Source organism: Burkholderia sp. Ax-1719 (assembly GCF_011753055.1).
Classification (GTDB): domain Bacteria; phylum Pseudomonadota; class Gammaproteobacteria; order Burkholderiales; family Burkholderiaceae; genus Paraburkholderia.
On sequence record NZ_VWWJ01000001.1, the window covers coordinates 841,984 to 858,357 of the forward strand.

Annotated in this window: 13 protein-coding genes; 2 read left to right on the forward strand and 11 right to left on the reverse strand. The window is 61.3% G+C overall.

Features of this window, described 5'->3' with window-relative positions:
* Window positions 1-12: 12 nt before the first annotated feature.
* From F3J17_RS03650 to F3J17_RS03665, 4 genes are all read right to left on the reverse strand, one after another.
* Window positions 13-2,100, reverse strand: coding sequence for a LamG-like jellyroll fold domain-containing protein (locus tag F3J17_RS03650; RefSeq protein ID WP_167053836.1), 2,088 nt, complete (start codon window positions 2,098-2,100; stop codon window positions 13-15).
* Between the two features lie 168 nt (window positions 2,101-2,268).
* A complete protein-coding gene (locus F3J17_RS03655; protein ID WP_167053838.1) occupies window positions 2,269-3,147 on the reverse strand; it encodes a LysR substrate-binding domain-containing protein in 879 nt (292 codons plus the stop codon).
* A gap of 81 nt (window positions 3,148-3,228) precedes the next feature.
* Window positions 3,229-4,035, reverse strand: a complete 807-nt coding sequence (gene dkgB, locus F3J17_RS03660) for a 2,5-didehydrogluconate reductase DkgB (RefSeq protein WP_167053840.1) — start codon at window positions 4,033-4,035, stop codon at window positions 3,229-3,231.
* A 38-nt stretch (window positions 4,036-4,073) separates the two neighbouring features.
* A complete protein-coding gene (locus F3J17_RS03665) occupies window positions 4,074-5,312 on the reverse strand; it encodes an MFS transporter (RefSeq protein WP_167053842.1) in 1,239 nt (412 codons plus the stop codon).
* Between the two features lie 103 nt (window positions 5,313-5,415).
* On the opposite strand from F3J17_RS03665, the gene F3J17_RS03670 reads away from it, so the two are divergent.
* Both F3J17_RS03670 and F3J17_RS03675 read left to right on the forward strand, forming a co-directional pair.
* Entirely contained in the window at window positions 5,416-6,318 is a 903-nt protein-coding gene (locus F3J17_RS03670; protein WP_167053844.1) for a LysR substrate-binding domain-containing protein, read from the forward strand.
* Window positions 6,319-6,628: 310 nt separating this feature from the next.
* The gene (locus tag F3J17_RS03675) at window positions 6,629-7,042 is read left to right on the forward strand and encodes a DUF3331 domain-containing protein (protein WP_167053846.1); all 414 of its coding nucleotides are present in this window, start codon (window positions 6,629-6,631) and stop codon (window positions 7,040-7,042) included.
* Between the two features lie 171 nt (window positions 7,043-7,213).
* Here F3J17_RS03675 and moaD read toward each other — a convergent pair whose 3' ends face one another.
* From moaD to F3J17_RS03710, 7 genes are all read right to left on the reverse strand, one after another.
* Window positions 7,214-7,483, reverse strand: coding sequence for a molybdopterin converting factor subunit 1 (moaD, locus tag F3J17_RS03680; protein ID WP_167053848.1), 270 nt, complete (start codon window positions 7,481-7,483; stop codon window positions 7,214-7,216).
* 23 nt (window positions 7,484-7,506) lie between these two features.
* A complete protein-coding gene (moaA, locus tag F3J17_RS03685; RefSeq protein WP_167053850.1) occupies window positions 7,507-8,571 on the reverse strand; it encodes a GTP 3',8-cyclase MoaA in 1,065 nt (354 codons plus the stop codon).
* 145 nt (window positions 8,572-8,716) lie between these two features.
* Window positions 8,717-9,724 (reverse strand): cytochrome d ubiquinol oxidase subunit II, encoded by a 1,008-nt coding sequence (cydB, locus tag F3J17_RS03690; protein ID WP_167053852.1) that lies wholly within the window; start codon window positions 9,722-9,724, stop codon window positions 8,717-8,719.
* A gap of 4 nt (window positions 9,725-9,728) precedes the next feature.
* Complete coding sequence (locus F3J17_RS03695; RefSeq protein ID WP_167053854.1) at window positions 9,729-11,117, reverse strand: cytochrome ubiquinol oxidase subunit I; 1,389 nt, start codon at window positions 11,115-11,117, stop codon at window positions 9,729-9,731.
* A 78-nt stretch (window positions 11,118-11,195) separates the two neighbouring features.
* Window positions 11,196-13,478 carry an FdhF/YdeP family oxidoreductase gene (locus F3J17_RS03700; protein ID WP_167053856.1) on the reverse strand — a complete coding sequence of 761 codons (2,283 nt, stop codon included), beginning with the start codon at window positions 13,476-13,478 and terminating at the stop codon, window positions 11,196-11,198.
* Window positions 13,479-13,919: 441 nt separating this feature from the next.
* Complete coding sequence (cydB, locus tag F3J17_RS03705) at window positions 13,920-14,906, reverse strand: cytochrome d ubiquinol oxidase subunit II (RefSeq protein ID WP_167053858.1); 987 nt, start codon at window positions 14,904-14,906, stop codon at window positions 13,920-13,922.
* A gap of 51 nt (window positions 14,907-14,957) precedes the next feature.
* Entirely contained in the window at window positions 14,958-16,352 is a 1,395-nt protein-coding gene (locus tag F3J17_RS03710) for a cytochrome ubiquinol oxidase subunit I (RefSeq protein ID WP_167053860.1), read from the reverse strand.
* Window positions 16,353-16,374: the final 22 nt, after the last annotated feature.

The window sequence follows — 16,374 nt, forward strand, 5'->3', positions numbered from 1 at the left end:
ATCAACGCAAATTCAAGGCAGCAGCGTCGACAGCGGTTTGCCCGAACCGTAGACAGTCTGCAATTCGGCTTCCGTGACGGTGCGCTTCCAGAACGCGAGGTCGCCGAACGACTGCACATCGGGCGGCGTCGCCGCACATTTGCCCGCCGTGTAGGGCGGCGTGTCCTTGCAGGCGTTCATGTAGTACTGACCCGTGCCGTCTTCGTTCAGCCCGAACGAACCCAGACCCGGCAGTTTCGCCACGCTCACCGTGACCGATGCGCTGTACTTCTGTTCGCCGAGCACCGGATCGAACACATAGCCCGTCATCGTTTTGCCGGTGGTATCGATGGTGAGCGCGACATAGGCCCACTTGTTGGCCGTGACCGTGGCCGAATTCATATCGTTGCGCGTGCTGCCATCGCCGATATTGAAGCGCACGTTGCAGCTCGTGCTCGAACCCGGGAACAGGCCGATGGCGATACCCGCATTACCGCCCGAGTAGTAGTTCTTGTTCGAGAGGACCGGCGTGCCGTTGCCCGTGAGGTTCTGGCACGAGGTCATGAACCAGAAGCCGAGCGTGAATTGCGCCTGTTTCGTCACGTCGTTGGTCTGCTGCAGACGATAGCCGTCGAAGCCGTTGGTATCGACGATGCTCGTGTCGATCTTCAGTCCCTTGCCGCCGAATGGATCGGCCGTGAGCGAGCCGCCATCCGCGTCCGAAGCCCACGCGGCGAGCGTGCTGGCGCTCATCTTGTCGATGGCAGGCAGCGCGCCGAACGGGTAGTAGGTGGACAGGCCGTTGGTGAGCGTGGTCGCGAGCGCAGGCGGCGGAGGCGGGGGCGGCGGTGGGGTGACATACGCCACGCGGATCAGCGACGAAACCGGCGCGGTGCCTGCGGCCACTGTGTAGTTGAAGGTATAAGCGCCGGTCGTGCTCACGCCCAGATTGCTGTCCGTATAGGTGGTCGTGCCCGCGGGAAGCGTGGCGATCTGCTGGCCGTCGCGCAGCACGGTAATCGCGCCGGTTGCAGGCGCGGTCCACGTGAGGACTGTGCTGGCGTTGTCGCTGCCGGTCACGCCAATCAGTTGCGAAACCGGTTGCTGACCAGTGAGTTCGCCGCCGTCGAGTGCATAGGTTGCGGCGCCGGGCAACGCATTGCGCCACGCAAGTAGCGTGGGCGTGATATCGGCAATGCTTGCGCGCGTATAGAGGTCGGCCAGCGAAGTGGGCGCCGCGCTGCTGCCCATGCGGCCATTACTCTGCGTGTTGATGCCGATAAAGCTGGTCGATTCCGGCGCGAGCGGCAGGCCGTCCGTGCCACCTGCCGCGTTCAGCCCGTGGCTCGCGCTCACCATCACGAGCCAGTTTTCGCCGCTGCGCTGGGCCGTTTCGGCGATCAGCGTGCCTACGGCGCTATCGAGCTGCGTGAGCGTGCTCGCATAGTTCGTCGAATTGAGGCCCCAGTTGAGCGCGGCGTCCTGCGCCGAATGATATTGCGCGACCACCAGCGAGTAGCCGTTGTCGATCATGCTCAGGCCTTGCTTCGTCACGCAGCTATCCACCGACGCGCAATTGACCACGCTATCGAGGTAGCCCGCGTTCTGGTCGGCGGCGAGAATGGCCGCGAAGCCCGGCGAATCGACGGCTGCGCCCAGCGTGCCCGCGCCTGCCGATTTGAGCATCGAGAAGACGGTGGGCGCATGCAGCGCCTGGCCCGCAGCATCGGAATTGATCTGATGACGATCGGCCCACGTGCCGGTGACGAGCGTGGCCCAGCCCGGCGTGTCGAGATTCGGCTGCTGGCTGAGCGTGCTGTTCACGCCGCCGCTATAGGCGGGCGCGATGGTGAGCTTCGCAAGGTTCGGCAGTTTGCCGGCGGCGATTGCCGTGGTGAGCGCGTTGTAGGTCACGCCGTCCAGTTCGATCACCAGCGTCTTGTTGACCGGCGTTGTGCTGGAGCTATTGCCCGACCCGCTGCTACCCGTCGCAGCATTCGCGGCGCTCGAGTTGCCTGCTGCGCCCGCTGTGCCCGACGATTGCGTCGTCCCGCCGCCGCATCCCGCGAGTACACCCGCGAGCGCGAGCGCGCCAAGCGCCCTGGCTGCCTGCCTTGTCATCGTTTGTCCCCTGCTGTTCGTATCGCCGGACAGTCCGGCGAGTGCAGGAAATCTTACGAAGCCGGTAAGACGTGCTTATTTCGTTTTACGCAAGATTACCGATAGGCCTATTTGCGTTTTTTGGGGCGTCTTTTGGCCGGGCGCGTCTCGCAGATTTAAAATCGCGCTTTAAGGTGCTTTTAAAGTCTCGTTGAGCGTCGCCATGAATGCGAGGATGAGGCGCGTGTTGGCGCGGCTGCGTAGATGGTAGAGATACTCGTGGACCACAGGACCTTCGGGCGCAATCGGCACCGCCACCAGCGAGGCCCCGCGCGGCACTTCGCCCGACGGCATGAGCGCGCAGCCCAGACCGTGGCGGATCGCTTCGCAGATCGCCTCGCGCCCGCCAATCTCGATGAGCGCGGCTGGCTCGACCGAGCAACGCGCGAGTGCGGTTTCCGTGGCGTCGCGCGTGCGCGAGCCAGGTTCGCGCAGCAGCAGCGTTTCGGTTTTCAGTACGTCGAGTTCGACCGGGCCTTGACCGGCGACTGCGAGCGGATGCCCGGGCGCGACCACAAGCACGAGTTTGTCGTCGGCGATGCGATGACACACGAGATTCGGATCGTCCACCGCGTTCGACGATACGGCCACGTCGACGCGAAACTCCATCAAGGCATCGAGCACGCCCTGCGAGTTGTCAATCTCGATGCCGAGTTGCACGTGCGGATAGCGGCGGCGAAACGCGGCGATGGTGGGAAGAATATAGTAAGGGCCCGTCGCGCCCAGCCGGAAACTGCCCGCAAAAAGCTCGCGCTCGTTGCGCAGCGCGAAGTCGATGTCGTGCTCGGTCTGCATCATCCGGTCGATCAGCGGCATGATCGTCGCGCCGGTCTGCGTGAGATCGAGGCGGCTGCCGCGCCGGAAGAACAGCTCGACGCCGTATTGTTTTTCGAGCTGCTGGATGCGCGAGGTGACGGTGGGCTGGCTGACGTCCAGACGCCGGGCCGCAGCCGTGATGCTGCCTTGCCGGACAGTCTCGTAAAATGCGGCCAGTAAGGAAGCGAGCATGGTCGATGCGTAAAATGGCCGACACTTTACTGTGTTATTGCGACGTTTTTGTTACGGTCTTACCTGGCGGTAAGGATTTTTTCAGTCCCACTGCGGCGCGAGGCCCTCGGGACTCACTTCGCGACCATTGCGTTCGAGCGCGGCGATTTGCGCCATATCGTCGTCGGTGAGATCTAGCGTCTGCGCGAGGAGATTGCTTGCCAGGTTCTCGCGTTTCGTCGACGACGGAATCACCGCATAGCCCAGCTTCAGCGCCCAGGCAAGCGCGACCTGTGCGGGTGTCGCGTGATGGCGTTCGGCGATGGCGCGAATCACCGGATCGCCCAGCACCTTGCCGTAAGCCAGCGTCATGTACGAAGTGACGTGAACGCCTTCCTGCTGCAGAAAGCTCACGAGCTTACGATTCTGCAGATACGGGCTCAACTCGATCTGATTGGTTGCTACGTTGTCCTTGCCAAGTGTGGCAAGCGCCTGTTTCATCAAGTCGATGTTGAAATTGGATACGCCAATCTGCCTGGTCAATCCTTGTGCTTTTGCTTCAGCGAGCGCGCTCAGCGTTTCCTCCAGCGGCACGCCGTTGTTGGGGGCGGGCCAGTGGATCAGCGTGAGGTCGACGGCGTCGGTGTGCAGCTTCTTGAGGCTGTCTTTGAGGCTTGCAACGAGCTTGTCGCGCGAGTAGTGATCGACCCAGATCTTGGTGGTGAGAAAGAGGTCGTCGCGCGCCACGCCGGAAGCGGTAATCGCTTCGCCCACTTCGGCTTCGTTGCCGTAGATCTGCGCGGTGTCGACGGCGCGATAACCCACGTCAAGGCCGTTGCGAACGGAATCGATGGCGGCCTGACCTTGCAGGCGGAACGTGCCCAGACCGAAGGCGGGAATATGGCTCATGAAATGACTCCAGAAAGAGGTTGAAAAAACTGACTGCGTTAAAAGTTAGTCGGCGAAATATCGCGCGGTGCGCCCGATGCCGGCTGGCGTTTGAGCGCGATTTGCGCAAGGACGAGCAGCAACCCGGCTGCGGCGATCACCGCGCCCACGATAGGCACAGCGGCATAGCCCAGGCCCGCCGAAATCGCCACGCCGCCGGCAGCCGCGCCAAGCGCATTGCCCAGATTGAATGCGCCGACATTGACCGACGAGGCGAGCCCGGGTGCATGCGCTGCGGCGCGCATGACACGCATCTGCAAAGGCGGCACCACCGCGAAGGTCGCCATACCCCACACGACAACGGCAAGCGCGGTTCCCACCTGTGTTTTCACGAGCAGCGGAAAGGCCAGCATTACGGCGACGAGCAGGATCAGGAACACGATCAGGCTGCCGTTGAGCGAGCGGTCGGCAAGCCGTCCCCCGGCGATATTGCCGATCGAAAAGCCCACGCCCACCAGCACCAGCATCAGCGTGACGAATCCAGGCGTTGCACCGGCGAGATGTTCGAGCGTCGGCGCGATATAGGTGTAGAGCGTGAACATTGCGCCCGCGCCGAGCACGGTGGTGGCGAGCGCCATCAGCACGGTGGGGCGCACGAGCACCTGCAATTCGCCGCGTACATGCGGTGCCGGGCCGGCCTCGCCGCGTGGCAGCGCCAGACGCAGGATCAGCATTGTCACCACGCCCAGCGCCGCGGTGGCCGCAAAGGACATGCGCCAGCCAATCGCCTGGCCGAGCCACGTCGCAGCAGGCACGCCGCCGATATTGGCGATGGTCAGGCCCATGAACATGGTGGCGACCGCGCTGGCCTGCTTGTGACGCGGCACGACGCTCGCCGCCACCAACGATCCCAGCCCGAAAAACGCACCGTGATTGAGGCTCGTGACGAGGCGAGCGATCAGCAACGTGGTGTAGTGGCTGGAGAAGGCCGAGAGCAGATTGCCGACGGTAAAGATGGCCATCAACGCAATCAACGCCGAGCGTCGCGACCAGCGCGACATCGCGAGCGTCATCAGCGGCGCGCCGATCATCACGCCAATCGCGTAGGCTGTGATCAGCATGCCGGCAGTCGGGATGGAAACGTGCACGCCTGCTGCGATGACGGGCAGCAGGCCCATCGGCGAGAACTCGGTGGTGCCGATGCTGAACGCGCCCATGGCGAGCGCGAGCAGGATGAGCCACGCGTTGCTCTGCGCATCCTGCGTGGGAAGGGAAGAGCCGGGTTGAGCGGGTGACATGGAGAGCGATCCTGGGTTGGCTGGAAACGAACCGCAGTGTGCGCCCTTTACTTTTGCCTAAAAAGACGTCTATAAACCAATGTGTTTTGATCTGAAATCAACAATGAAAATCACTCTGGACGAACTTCAGGCCTTCGTGACCGTGGTCGATAGCGGCTCGATCACGGCAGCGGCGCATCAGCTCGACCTGACGATTTCAGCGACGAGCCGCACGCTGGGACGTCTGGAAGACAAGCTCAAGACCACGCTGCTGCGCCGTACTACGCGGCGGCTCGAACTGACCGAGGAAGGGCGGGCGTTTCTCGCCGATGCACGGGCCATCATCGCTTCCGTGGAGGGCGCGGAAGAACAGATGGCCGCGCGCCGCGAACGGCCTTCGGGACGCTTGCGCGTGGATGCGGCCTCGCCGTTCATGCTGCATGTGATCGTGCCGCTGGTGCAGGGCTATCGCGAGCGCTATCCACAGGTGAATCTGGAACTGAACAGCAACGAGGGGATCATCGATTTGCTGGAGCGGCGCACCGACGTGGCGATCCGTATCGGCCAGTTGAAGGATTCGACGCTGCATAGCAAGCCGGTGGGGCGCAGCCGCGTGCGGATTCTCGCCACGCCTGCTTACCTGAAAGCGCATGGCCAGCCGCGGCGCGTGAAGGACCTTGGCAAACATCCGCTGCTGGGCTTTACTGAACCCGATTCGCTCAATCTCTGGCCGATTACCGGGCCGGATAATGAACCGTACCGGATCGAACCCGCGATCCGCTCGTCCAGCGGCGAGACTTTGCGTCAGCTTGCACTCGCCGGCAACGGAATCGTGTGTCTCTCCGATTTCATGACCGCCAGCGATCGCCATAGCGGTGCGCTCGTGCCGCTTTTTCCGGGGCAAACGCAGGACGTGCGTCAGCCCATCAACGCGGTCTATTACCGCAATACGGCGATTTCCGCGCGCATTGCGTCTTTTGTCGATTATCTGATCGAAGCCGTGCGCGGCACTGAATTCGAACGTTAGCAAGCCTGGCAGCGCCCATCGGCTCGCGCGAACTGTACTCCCTTCTACAACGCCGGAGTGTGATTCATCCGATGCTTCGGCGGCCACTACCATTCAATGCGTAACGCTGATTGCTTACGTTGTTTTGCCAGAACGATAAAACCTGACGAATGAGTGCGTATTCATTGCATCGGGTCGAAATCAATCATTTTTATCATGCCGGTGCTAGCATTCGATCACACGCAGTTTGTTGGTAGTTCGCTCGCTTGCGCATGACAGAATGATCGTATGAATCTGGCCTGACAATTCACCATTGAAGGGAAGACAGACGATGCACCAAGTCAGTATCGACCATGCCTGGCAATACACGCTTACGCTGCTGGGCGGCGGCTCCGTTCTCCACGATGGCGCGCATGACAAAGCCTGTCATGCCACGAACGGTTTCTCACGATCGATCCACGCCGATAGCCTGGATGCCGCTCCCGCGCGGCGCGCCAATCTGGCTTTCGTGGAGGTCTGCAAGGACAAACTCATATCGGTGTCGTGGAGCGATCCCACCAGCGGGCACTACACCGAACAGCTCTGGCGCCTGTGCATCGCGCGAAAACGCGGACAATGCGCGCTCACGGGCGGCGATATCCAGCGCGGCGACAAAATCTACCGGCCTTTCGTGCGCGGCACCACGCCCGTCAACGCGGATTGGGCGGTGCTCGCTTCAGCGCTGGAGATCGAATCGGACGAATAAAGCGTCGCGCCAAAAAAAGATCCCCAAAGCGGGGGAACTTTGGGGATAGCGGAGGCCCTGCTATGGACGTCGCGCAATCTGCGCGACCGGGGCGATATTACCTGCGCCTGTCCCACGAGCGAAAGGCCGATGCGCCGATATCAATTATCGGCGGCTTGGCCGCGCTGAATGTTAGCCACCCGTCACTGGCGGAAAGAACGCAATTTCGCTGTCCTGCCGAACGGCAAATGTATCGACAAACGCACCGGCAACCATCTCATGATTCACCGCCACCCGTACGGGACGCGCCGTAGCCAGCGCGTCGGCCGTCTGCGGGTTGCGTGCGATCAGTTGGGCGCGCAGTTCGGCAAGGTTGATCTGCGGCGCGTCGATTTCGATCACTTCCTGTGCTACGCCGATCTGTTCGCGGATACTCGCAAAATATTTAATGGTGAGTTTCATATTGCCTTGGAGCGATAAAGCGTTCAGCCGCCGACCAGCGACATGCGCACGGTGGGCCAGCGCTTGTGCTCGCCGCTGCGCCGCCGGTCTGCGTTGAGTTCCGAATAATGGTCGTCGCGTGCATTCCAGCGTGCGTTGATCGCGTCGATCAGTTGTTCATTGGACACGGCGTCGCCCAGCCACGGCTTCAGATCCGCGCCTTGCTTCGCAAAGAGGCAGGTAAAAAGCTGTCCATCCGCCGATACGCGCGCACGCGAACATTTGCCGCAAAACGGCTCCGAGACACTGGCGATAAAGCCCACCGTGTTCTTTCCATTCGCGACGCGATAATTAACCGAGGTCGACGATTCATCGGCGCTATAAAGCGGCGAGAGCTCGAATTCGCTTTCTACGATCGCGCGCATGTCCTGCGCGGTAAGCACCGTCGAATTCGACCAGCCTGCCGCGCCGCCCACGTCCATGAATTCGATGAATCGCATGGCGATATCGCTATTCATGAAATGGCGCGCGAGCGGCAGAATCTGGCTATCGTTGACGCCGCGCTCGATCACGGCATTGACCTTGACGGGCGCGAGGCCTACGGCCTGGGCCCGTTCGATGCCGTCGAGAATGCGCGCCACCGGCATGTCCACATCGCTCATGCGGCGAAAGATGCCGTCGTCCAGTGCGTCCAGGCTCACCGTGACGCGCGAAAGCCCCGCATCGCGCAGGCCGCGTGCACGCGCGGCGAGCAAGGAGCCGTTGGTCGTGAGCGCGATGTCGAGCGGCTTGCCGTTCAAGGTATTCAAACCCGCGAGCCGTTCGATGAACGACTCCAGCCCGCGACGCAGCAGCGGCTCGCCGCCGGTGATGCGCACTTTTTCGACGCCTAGCGCCACAAAGGCGCGCACCAGCTTCATCATCTGGTCGAACGAAAGACGCTCGGACGCGCGCAGGAATTCGTAATTCGCGTCGAACACGTCACGCGGCATGCAGTAGGTGCAGCGAAAATTGCACTGATCGATGACGGAAAGGCGCAGATCGCGCAGCGGGCGAGCGAGTTCGTCGCGCGCGGGCGCAAAGGCGATGGCTTCAGCGATGGCGTTCACTTTCTTGTTCCGGCGCCGTGGCGTATGAGTCTGGAGGGGGCGCTCGCACGAGGCGAGCTTGCAGACTCAAGCATAGGGCCGCGTCACGGTCTGCCTGGTGCACAGTCCGCGACGGTTTGAAGCAGTACAGTTGAAGACCTGCGGCTCAGTGATAGCCGTGGTCGCCTTCGCGGACCTTGCCCCGGAACACGCGATACTGCATGGCGTTGTAAACCAGGATGATCGGCAGAACGATCACCGTGCCGACCAGCGCGAATAGCTGGCTCGAATGACTCGACGACGCTTCCCAGATCGTGAGCGAGGGCGGAATGATATACGGCCAGATGCTGATAACGAGGCCCGTGTAGCCCAGAAAGCAGATCGCCAGCGAAAGAAGGAATGGCATTGCTTCATGGCTCAAATTCAGCGAGCGATAGATGCCCCACACGCACAGCACCACGAGAATCGGCACCGGCAGAAAGTAGCCCAGATCGCCGCTCAGAAACCAGCGGTGCCGCACGGCAGGCAGCCCCAGCACGGTCCACAGGCTCACGATAGCAATCGCCAGCGAAAGGATGGCCAGCAGCGGGCGCATCACGAAACGCATCTTGCGTTGCAGTTCGCCATCGGTCTTGAGGATCAGCCAGCCGCAGCCCAACGTGGCATAGGTGAGCAGCACGCCAAAGCCGCAAAACACGCTAAAGGGCGAAAACCAGTCGAACGGATCGCCCGCGAATTTATCGTCGACGATCTTGATGCCTTGCAGCAGCGAGCCCAGCGTAATGCCCTGGCACATCGCCGCGAGCGCGGATCCGCCGATAAACGCCAGATCCCACGCATGCTGCGTGCGCGTGGCCTTGGAGCGCAATTCGAACGCCGCGCCGCGAAAGATGAGGCCCACCACCATCAGAATGAGCGGCATGTAATTGGCGGGCAGCAGCGTGGAATACACCACGGGAAACGCGCCGTACAGGCCCGCGCCGCCCAGCACCAGAAAGGTCTCGTTGCCGTCCCAGACCGGCGCGACGGTATTGAGCATGACCTCGCGCTCGCCTTTGCCTTCGAAGAACGGAAACAGCAGCCCAATGCCCAGATCGAAGCCGTCGAGCATCACGTAAATAAAGACGCCGAGACCGATAATGCCGGCCCAGATCACAGGAAGGTCGATTTGCATGGCCTTATTCCCCCACCACGGCGTCGAGTGCGCGATTGTGCAGTCCAGGATACTTGAGCGACTCCATGCTTTCCACGCCGGTCGCCGGGCCTTTCTTCATCATTTTGAGCATGTAATAGACGCCGGTTCCGAACACGAGGAAATAGACGATCACGAAAATCAGCAGCGACACGCCGGCCTGCTGTGCGCCAATGGGCGACACTGAATCGATCGTGCGCACCACGCCATAGACGGTCCACGGCTGGCGGCCGACTTCCGTGGTGATCCAGCCGGCCAGCAGCGCGACGATGCCGGACGGTCCCATGCAAAAGACCAGCCACTGGAACCAGCGCGTTTCATAGAGCCGGCCGCCGCGCCGCAGGATCAGGCCCAGCACGGCCGTCAGCAGCATCAGCATGCCCAGTCCCGCCATGATGCGGAAGGTCCAGAACACGATGGGCGAGAAAGGGCGATCCTGCGGCGCGAATTCCTTGAGGCCGCGAATCTCGCCGTCCCAGCTATGCGTGAGGATCAGGCTGCCCAGATGGGGAATCTGGATTGCGTAGCGTGTGACCTCGGCGTTCATGTCGGGCAGGCCGACGAGATTGAGCGCGGTGCCGCCGTGTTCGGTTTCCCAGAGCCCTTCGATGGCCGCAATCTTGGCGGGCTGATATTCACGCGTATTCAGGCCATGCGCGTCGCCCACCACGATCTGGATTGGAGCGAGAAAGAGCAGCATCCAGAGCGCCATCGAGAAGCTCCGCTTCACCGGCATGTCGCGTCGCCCCTTGAGCAGATGATAAGCGCCGCAGGCAGCGACGATAAACGCCGCGACGATGAACGCCGCAATCGTCATATGCGCGAGACGGAACGGGAACGACGGATTGAAGATGATCTTCCACCAGTCCACCGGAATGATGCGGCCGTTCTGGATCGCGTAGCCTTGCGGCGTCTGCATGAAACTATTGGACGAGAGAATCCAGAAGGTGGAAATGAGCGTGCCGATCGCCACCATCACGGTGGCGAAGAAATGCGCCTTGGGGCTCACGCGGTTCCAGCCAAACAACATCACGCCGAGAAAACCCGCTTCCAGGAAGAAGGCAGTGAGCACTTCGTAGGTGAGGAGCGGCCCGGTAATATTGCCCGCCACCGTGGAAAAACCGCTCCAGTTGGTGCCGAATTCGTACGCCATCACCACGCCCGACACCACGCCCATGCCAAAGCCGACCGCGAAAATTTTCGACCAGAAGCGGTACATGTCCTTGTAGGCCACGTCGCCCGTGAGAAGCAAACGCCATTCCAGCACGGCGAGAAAACTTGCCATGCCAATACTGATGGCGGGAAACGCGATATGAAAGGAGACGGTAAACGCAAACTGCAGGCGGGCCAGATGAAAAGCGTCGAAGATATTCATGATTCTCGTGAACTCCTGATGACGACTTCCTGCGTTTGCGTCCGCATGACGGTATGACCGCATCCCCGCCTGACTGCTTCAAGGCTGCTGGTTCGACGCCCGCACGACATGGACTGGAACCGATTTGTACGACGGTGTACCGCTGTCCTTGTCGATATAGTCGAGCGGCACCAGCACATTGGCTTCCGGGTAGTAAGCCGCGACCGACCCTCTAGCAATGCTATACACAATTGCCGTGATGTTCTTCATTTTGAGCACGCGGCCGGCGGTGACGGTTTCGATATCGACCAGATCGCCGTGCTCGATGCCATGGGCGGCCATATCGTCGGCGTTCATGAAGAGCACGTCGCGCCGCCCGAACACGCCGCGATAGCGGTCGTCCAGCGCGTAGATAGTGGTGTTGTACTGATCGTGGCTGCGAATAGTGATGAGTCGCAGCACGTTTTCGGCGCCCAGCACGTCGGCGTCTTCTTTCACACCGTCGTAGACGGAGAACTCGGCCTTGCCCGATGGCGTGTGCCACTCGCGTTCGGTGGGCGGCAGCGGCAGGCGGAAGCCGCCGGGTTCCCGGATGCGCCGGTTGAAATCCTCGAAGCCAGCCACCGTGCGCTCGATCAGTTCGCGGATTTTGTCGTAGTCGGAGACCAGATCCATCCAGTCGACTTTCGAGTTTGGCATGGCAGCACGCGCCATGCCCGCCACGATGGCCGGTTCAGAACGCAACTGGTCGGATGCGGGTTTGAGCTTGCCCGCGGACGCGTGCACCATCGACATCGAATCCTCCACCGTTACCGATTGTCGGCCGCTGCTCTGCATGTCGAGTTCCGTGCGGCCCAGGCATGGAAAGAGATACGTTTCTTTGGCCACCAGCAGATGCGTTCGATTGAGTTTTGTGCCGATATGCACGGCCACATCGAGCGCGGCCATCGCCGGGAACGCCTGGTCCGGGTCGGGCAGCGCCACCGCGAAATTGCCGCCGAGGCACAGCAGCGCTTTAGCCTTGCCCTCGATCATCGCCTGCATGGCCTGCACCGCGTCGTGGCCGTGTGCGGCGGGCGGCGTGAAACCGCAGGCGTCTTCGATCAGTTTGAGAAAGGCTGGCGAGGGCTTTTCGGTGATGCCGACCGTACGATTGCCCTGCACATTGGAGTGACCGCGCAGCGGGCAGATGCCGGCGCCAGGCTTGCCGATATTGCCGCGCATCAGCAGCAGATCGGCGATCAGGCGCACATTGGCGGTGCCCTTGTTGTGCTGCGTGACGCCCATGCCATAGGTGACGATCGTGGCATTGGATTTCGCGTATTCGATCGCGACGTGTTCGAGATCCGCGCGCGCGAGGCCGCTGGCCTTTTCGATGTCTTCCCAGCTGGTGGCTTCCAGATCGGCCGCAAACGCTTCGAAGCCATTGGTGTGCGCGGCAATGAAGTCCTTGTCGAGCACGCCGCCTTGCTCCGCCTCCATTTGCAGGAGCGATTTCATCACACCCTTGAGCGCGGCCGCATCGCCGCCCGCATCGACCTGAAAATACGTCGAGGCAATCCGCGTCGAGCCAAACGTCGCCATTTCCATCATGCTTTGCGGATCGGCGAAGCGCTCCAGCGCCCGTTCGCGCAGGGGATTGAACACGATGATCGGCACATTGCGGCGCGCGGCTTCATGCAGCGTGCCCATCATGCGCGGATGGTTGGTGCCGGGATTGTGGCCGATGGAGATGATCAGTTCGGTCGTGTCGAAATCGTCGAGCGACACCGTGCCCTTGCCAATGCCGATCGAACGCGGCAAGCCGACGCTGGTCGGCTCGTGACACATGTTCGAACAGTCGGGGAAATTGTTGGTGCCGAATTCGCGCGCGAACAGTTGGTAGAGGAACGCGGCTTCGTTCGAGGCGCGCCCGGAGGTGTAGAACTCCACCTGATCCGGCGTGAGCGTGCGCAGTATTTCGCCGATGCGCGCGAAGGCATCTTCCCAGTCGACGGGGCGCAAGGTGTCGGAGGCGCGGTCGTACACCATCGGGTGAGTGAGCCGGCCCATGTCTTCCAGCTCGTAATCCGTTTTTTGCAGCAGCGAGGTGACGGTGTTCGCCGCGAAGAAGTCGGGCGTGACGCGTTTCGTCGTGGCCTCCCAGGTGACGGCTTTTGCGCCGTTTTCGCAGAACTGGAAAGTCGAGCGGTGTTCCTTGTCTGGCCAGGCACAGCCGGGGCAGTCGAAACCGTCGGGCTGATTGGTTCGCATCAGCGTAATGGGCGCTTCGATGCTTTCCATCTGGTCGTGAATCGCCTGAGCAGTGGCTTTGAGCGCGCCCCAACCGCCTGCGGGACCGGTATAGGTATGGACGCCGGGCACATCACGTAGTTTCGTCATGGGAAACTCCTCGGGTTTTCCGCGCGCGCGGCGCACTGTCGGCCAAGTGGTTCTAGATATCGATCAAACGCTGCACCGAAAGCGGGCAAATGGCTGAAGCATCGCCCTGTAGATGCCAGGGTTTTAGTTTAGATAGTGAATTCCCGGAAACAAGAAATAAATGAAAGGTTTTTATTTGCCGGTATTTTCCCGGCTGACTCTTTCTTGAACTTTCGTCAAAGCGTTATGTTTTTAAAAACACATCGTTATTGCGCTTAACGCATTTCGTTATATTTTCAAAGCCATTTTTTCGCCAATCGTCAGTGGAATGCGTACGCCTGCCATCGAACTCATAGGTCGATGCAATGAAAGGCAAAAAGCCGCCATCCCATTCTATGGAGATGGCGGCCTGGCGTGAACCGCGTCACATCCGATACGAGGTATCGGTTTCTGTCGTGCGCGCTAGTGTTCGACTGGCACGACCTTGCCGCGGAAAAGGTGATACTGATAGAGGTTGTAGCCAATCATGACCGGAAACACGATGCCGATCCCGAACAGCATGAAAGTGAGCGTCGTGGCGTCCGAGGCGGCATCGGCTACCGTGAGTTGTCCTGGCACGATGTATGGGAACATGCTGATCGCGAGCCCCGCAAACGACAGTACGAACAGCAGCGTTGCGCCCACGAACGGACCATGCTCGCCGCGCATGTGAATCGAATAGAGCGTATAGACGAAAGCGAGCGCGGCCAACACGCCGAGTGCGATCAGCAGATGGAACACGCCATGATCCTGCCAGCGCGTGATGCCGACGGGACTCAGTTTGAGCGTCGCGAACGACACCACCAGCGCGGCCGCCACGGTCGTGAACACGGCCACGATCGCATGGCGGCGCGAATCGCTTTCGATCGCGCCCGTGGTCTTTTTGATCAGCCACGTCGCGCCCAGCAGGCAATAGCCCGACACCACGCCAATGGCCGTCACGAACACGAAGCCCGTGCTGGCAAGTCCCGGCACGAAGCCGGTGAGGATTTTGCCCAGCACCACGCCTTGCGAGATGGCCGCAAGCAGACTGCCGAAGCCGAACACACGGTCCCACACCGTCTTGCTCGTATGCGCGGCGTGGCGGAATTCGATGGCGGCGCCGCGCATGATGAAACTGGCGATCAACACCATCACCGGCACGTAGAGGTCCGAGAGGATCATTGCGTAAGCAGCGGGGAATGCGCCGAAGAGCGCTCCGCCCAGTGCGACGAGCCAGGTCTCGTTGGCGTCCCAGACGTGGCCGATCGACTGAACCATGAGATCGCGGTCGGCTTCACGACGGCGCAGCAGCGTGAGGACGCCGACGCCCAGATCGAAGCCGTCGGTGACGACGTACAGCACGAGCATCAGGCCGATAAGCCCGAACCACGCATGGTTGAGCAGGTCCTGGGTTGAAGCGGGATTCATGTTGACTTCCTGTTCGATGAATGCGCGCGAGGCGCTTTAATGCGGTGGCTTTCAATAGTCGACGGTGTGTGGCACGGGGTGATGCGCGACTTCGACCGGCGGCATCAGCGTGAGATCGGGGCCGCGGCGCAGCCAGCGGCGCGCGAACACGAAAAAGGAACTAATCAGCACAACGAAGAACGCTGCGAACATGATCATGCTGCCCGTAATCTCACCCGCGGGAATGGCCGAAGCCGCATGCTCCGTGCGCAGCAGGCCATAGACGACCCACGGCTGGCGGCCCACTTCGCGCACGATCCAGCCGCATTCCACGGCAATGTACGGAAGGGGAATCGCCAGCACCCAGGCGAGCAGCAGCTTGCGTTGCGCGAGCAACTTCTCCAGATGGCCGCGCGATTTGTTGAAAGCGTAGAGCGTCCAGAACGCGAGCACCATAAACAGGAAGCCGATACCGGCCATCGCGCGGAACGCGTAATAGAGCAGCGGCAGCATGGGCGGCTGGTCCGCTACCGGAATATCGCGCATGCCGGTGACTTTGCCGTGCAGGCTATGGGTGCCCAGAATACTCAGCATGCCGGGCACTTCGAGCGACCAGTCGTTGCGTTGCTGCGCAGCGTCGGGCCACGCGATCAGCGACCAGCTTGCGCCGGTACCCGGCGCGTTGGTTTGCCAATGGCCTTCGATTGCCGCGCCTTTGGCGGGCTGCGTTTCGAACACGTCCACGCCGCTCGAATCGCCGAGCCAGATCTGCACGGGCGCAACGAAAGCGAGCAGCAGCAACGCAAGCTTGAACGAGCGCACGAAGAACTCCGGGTTGCGGCGCTTGAGCAGGTAATACGCGGATATTCCGGCGATCACCACCAGCCCCGTTTCGAGCGCCGCGAACCACATATGCGAAACGCCCCAGAACATGTCGGGATTAAAAATCGCCTTCACGTAATCGGTGACGACGAGCTTGCCGTTCACCAGCGCAACGCCGCGAGGCGTTTGCAGCCACGAATTGGCAACCATGATCCAGAACGCCGAAAGCGACGAACCCAGCGCGACCATGGACGTCGCGAACAGATGCACGCCCTTGGGTACGCGGCCCCAGCCGAGCATCATGATGCCGACGAAACCCGCTTCGAGCATGAAGGCCATCGCGCCTTCAAAGCCGAGGATATTGCCGAAGAACTGGCCGGTGTATTGCGAAAACGGTCCCCAGTTGGTGCCGAACTGGAATTCCATCGGAATGCCGCTCACCACGCCAACGGCGAAATTGAGGATGAGCAGCTTGCTCCAGAAACGCGCATGGCGATACCAGATGACGTTGCTGGTCTTGACCCAGAGGGTTTCGACGACGAGCAGAAAAGCGGACAGGCTGATCGTGAGGATCGGCCAGAGTATGTGGAAAATCGCGGTCATGGCAAACTGACCGCGCGCCAGATTCAGGGCTTCGACAGACATGAGACTCACCAGGCAGGTTTGA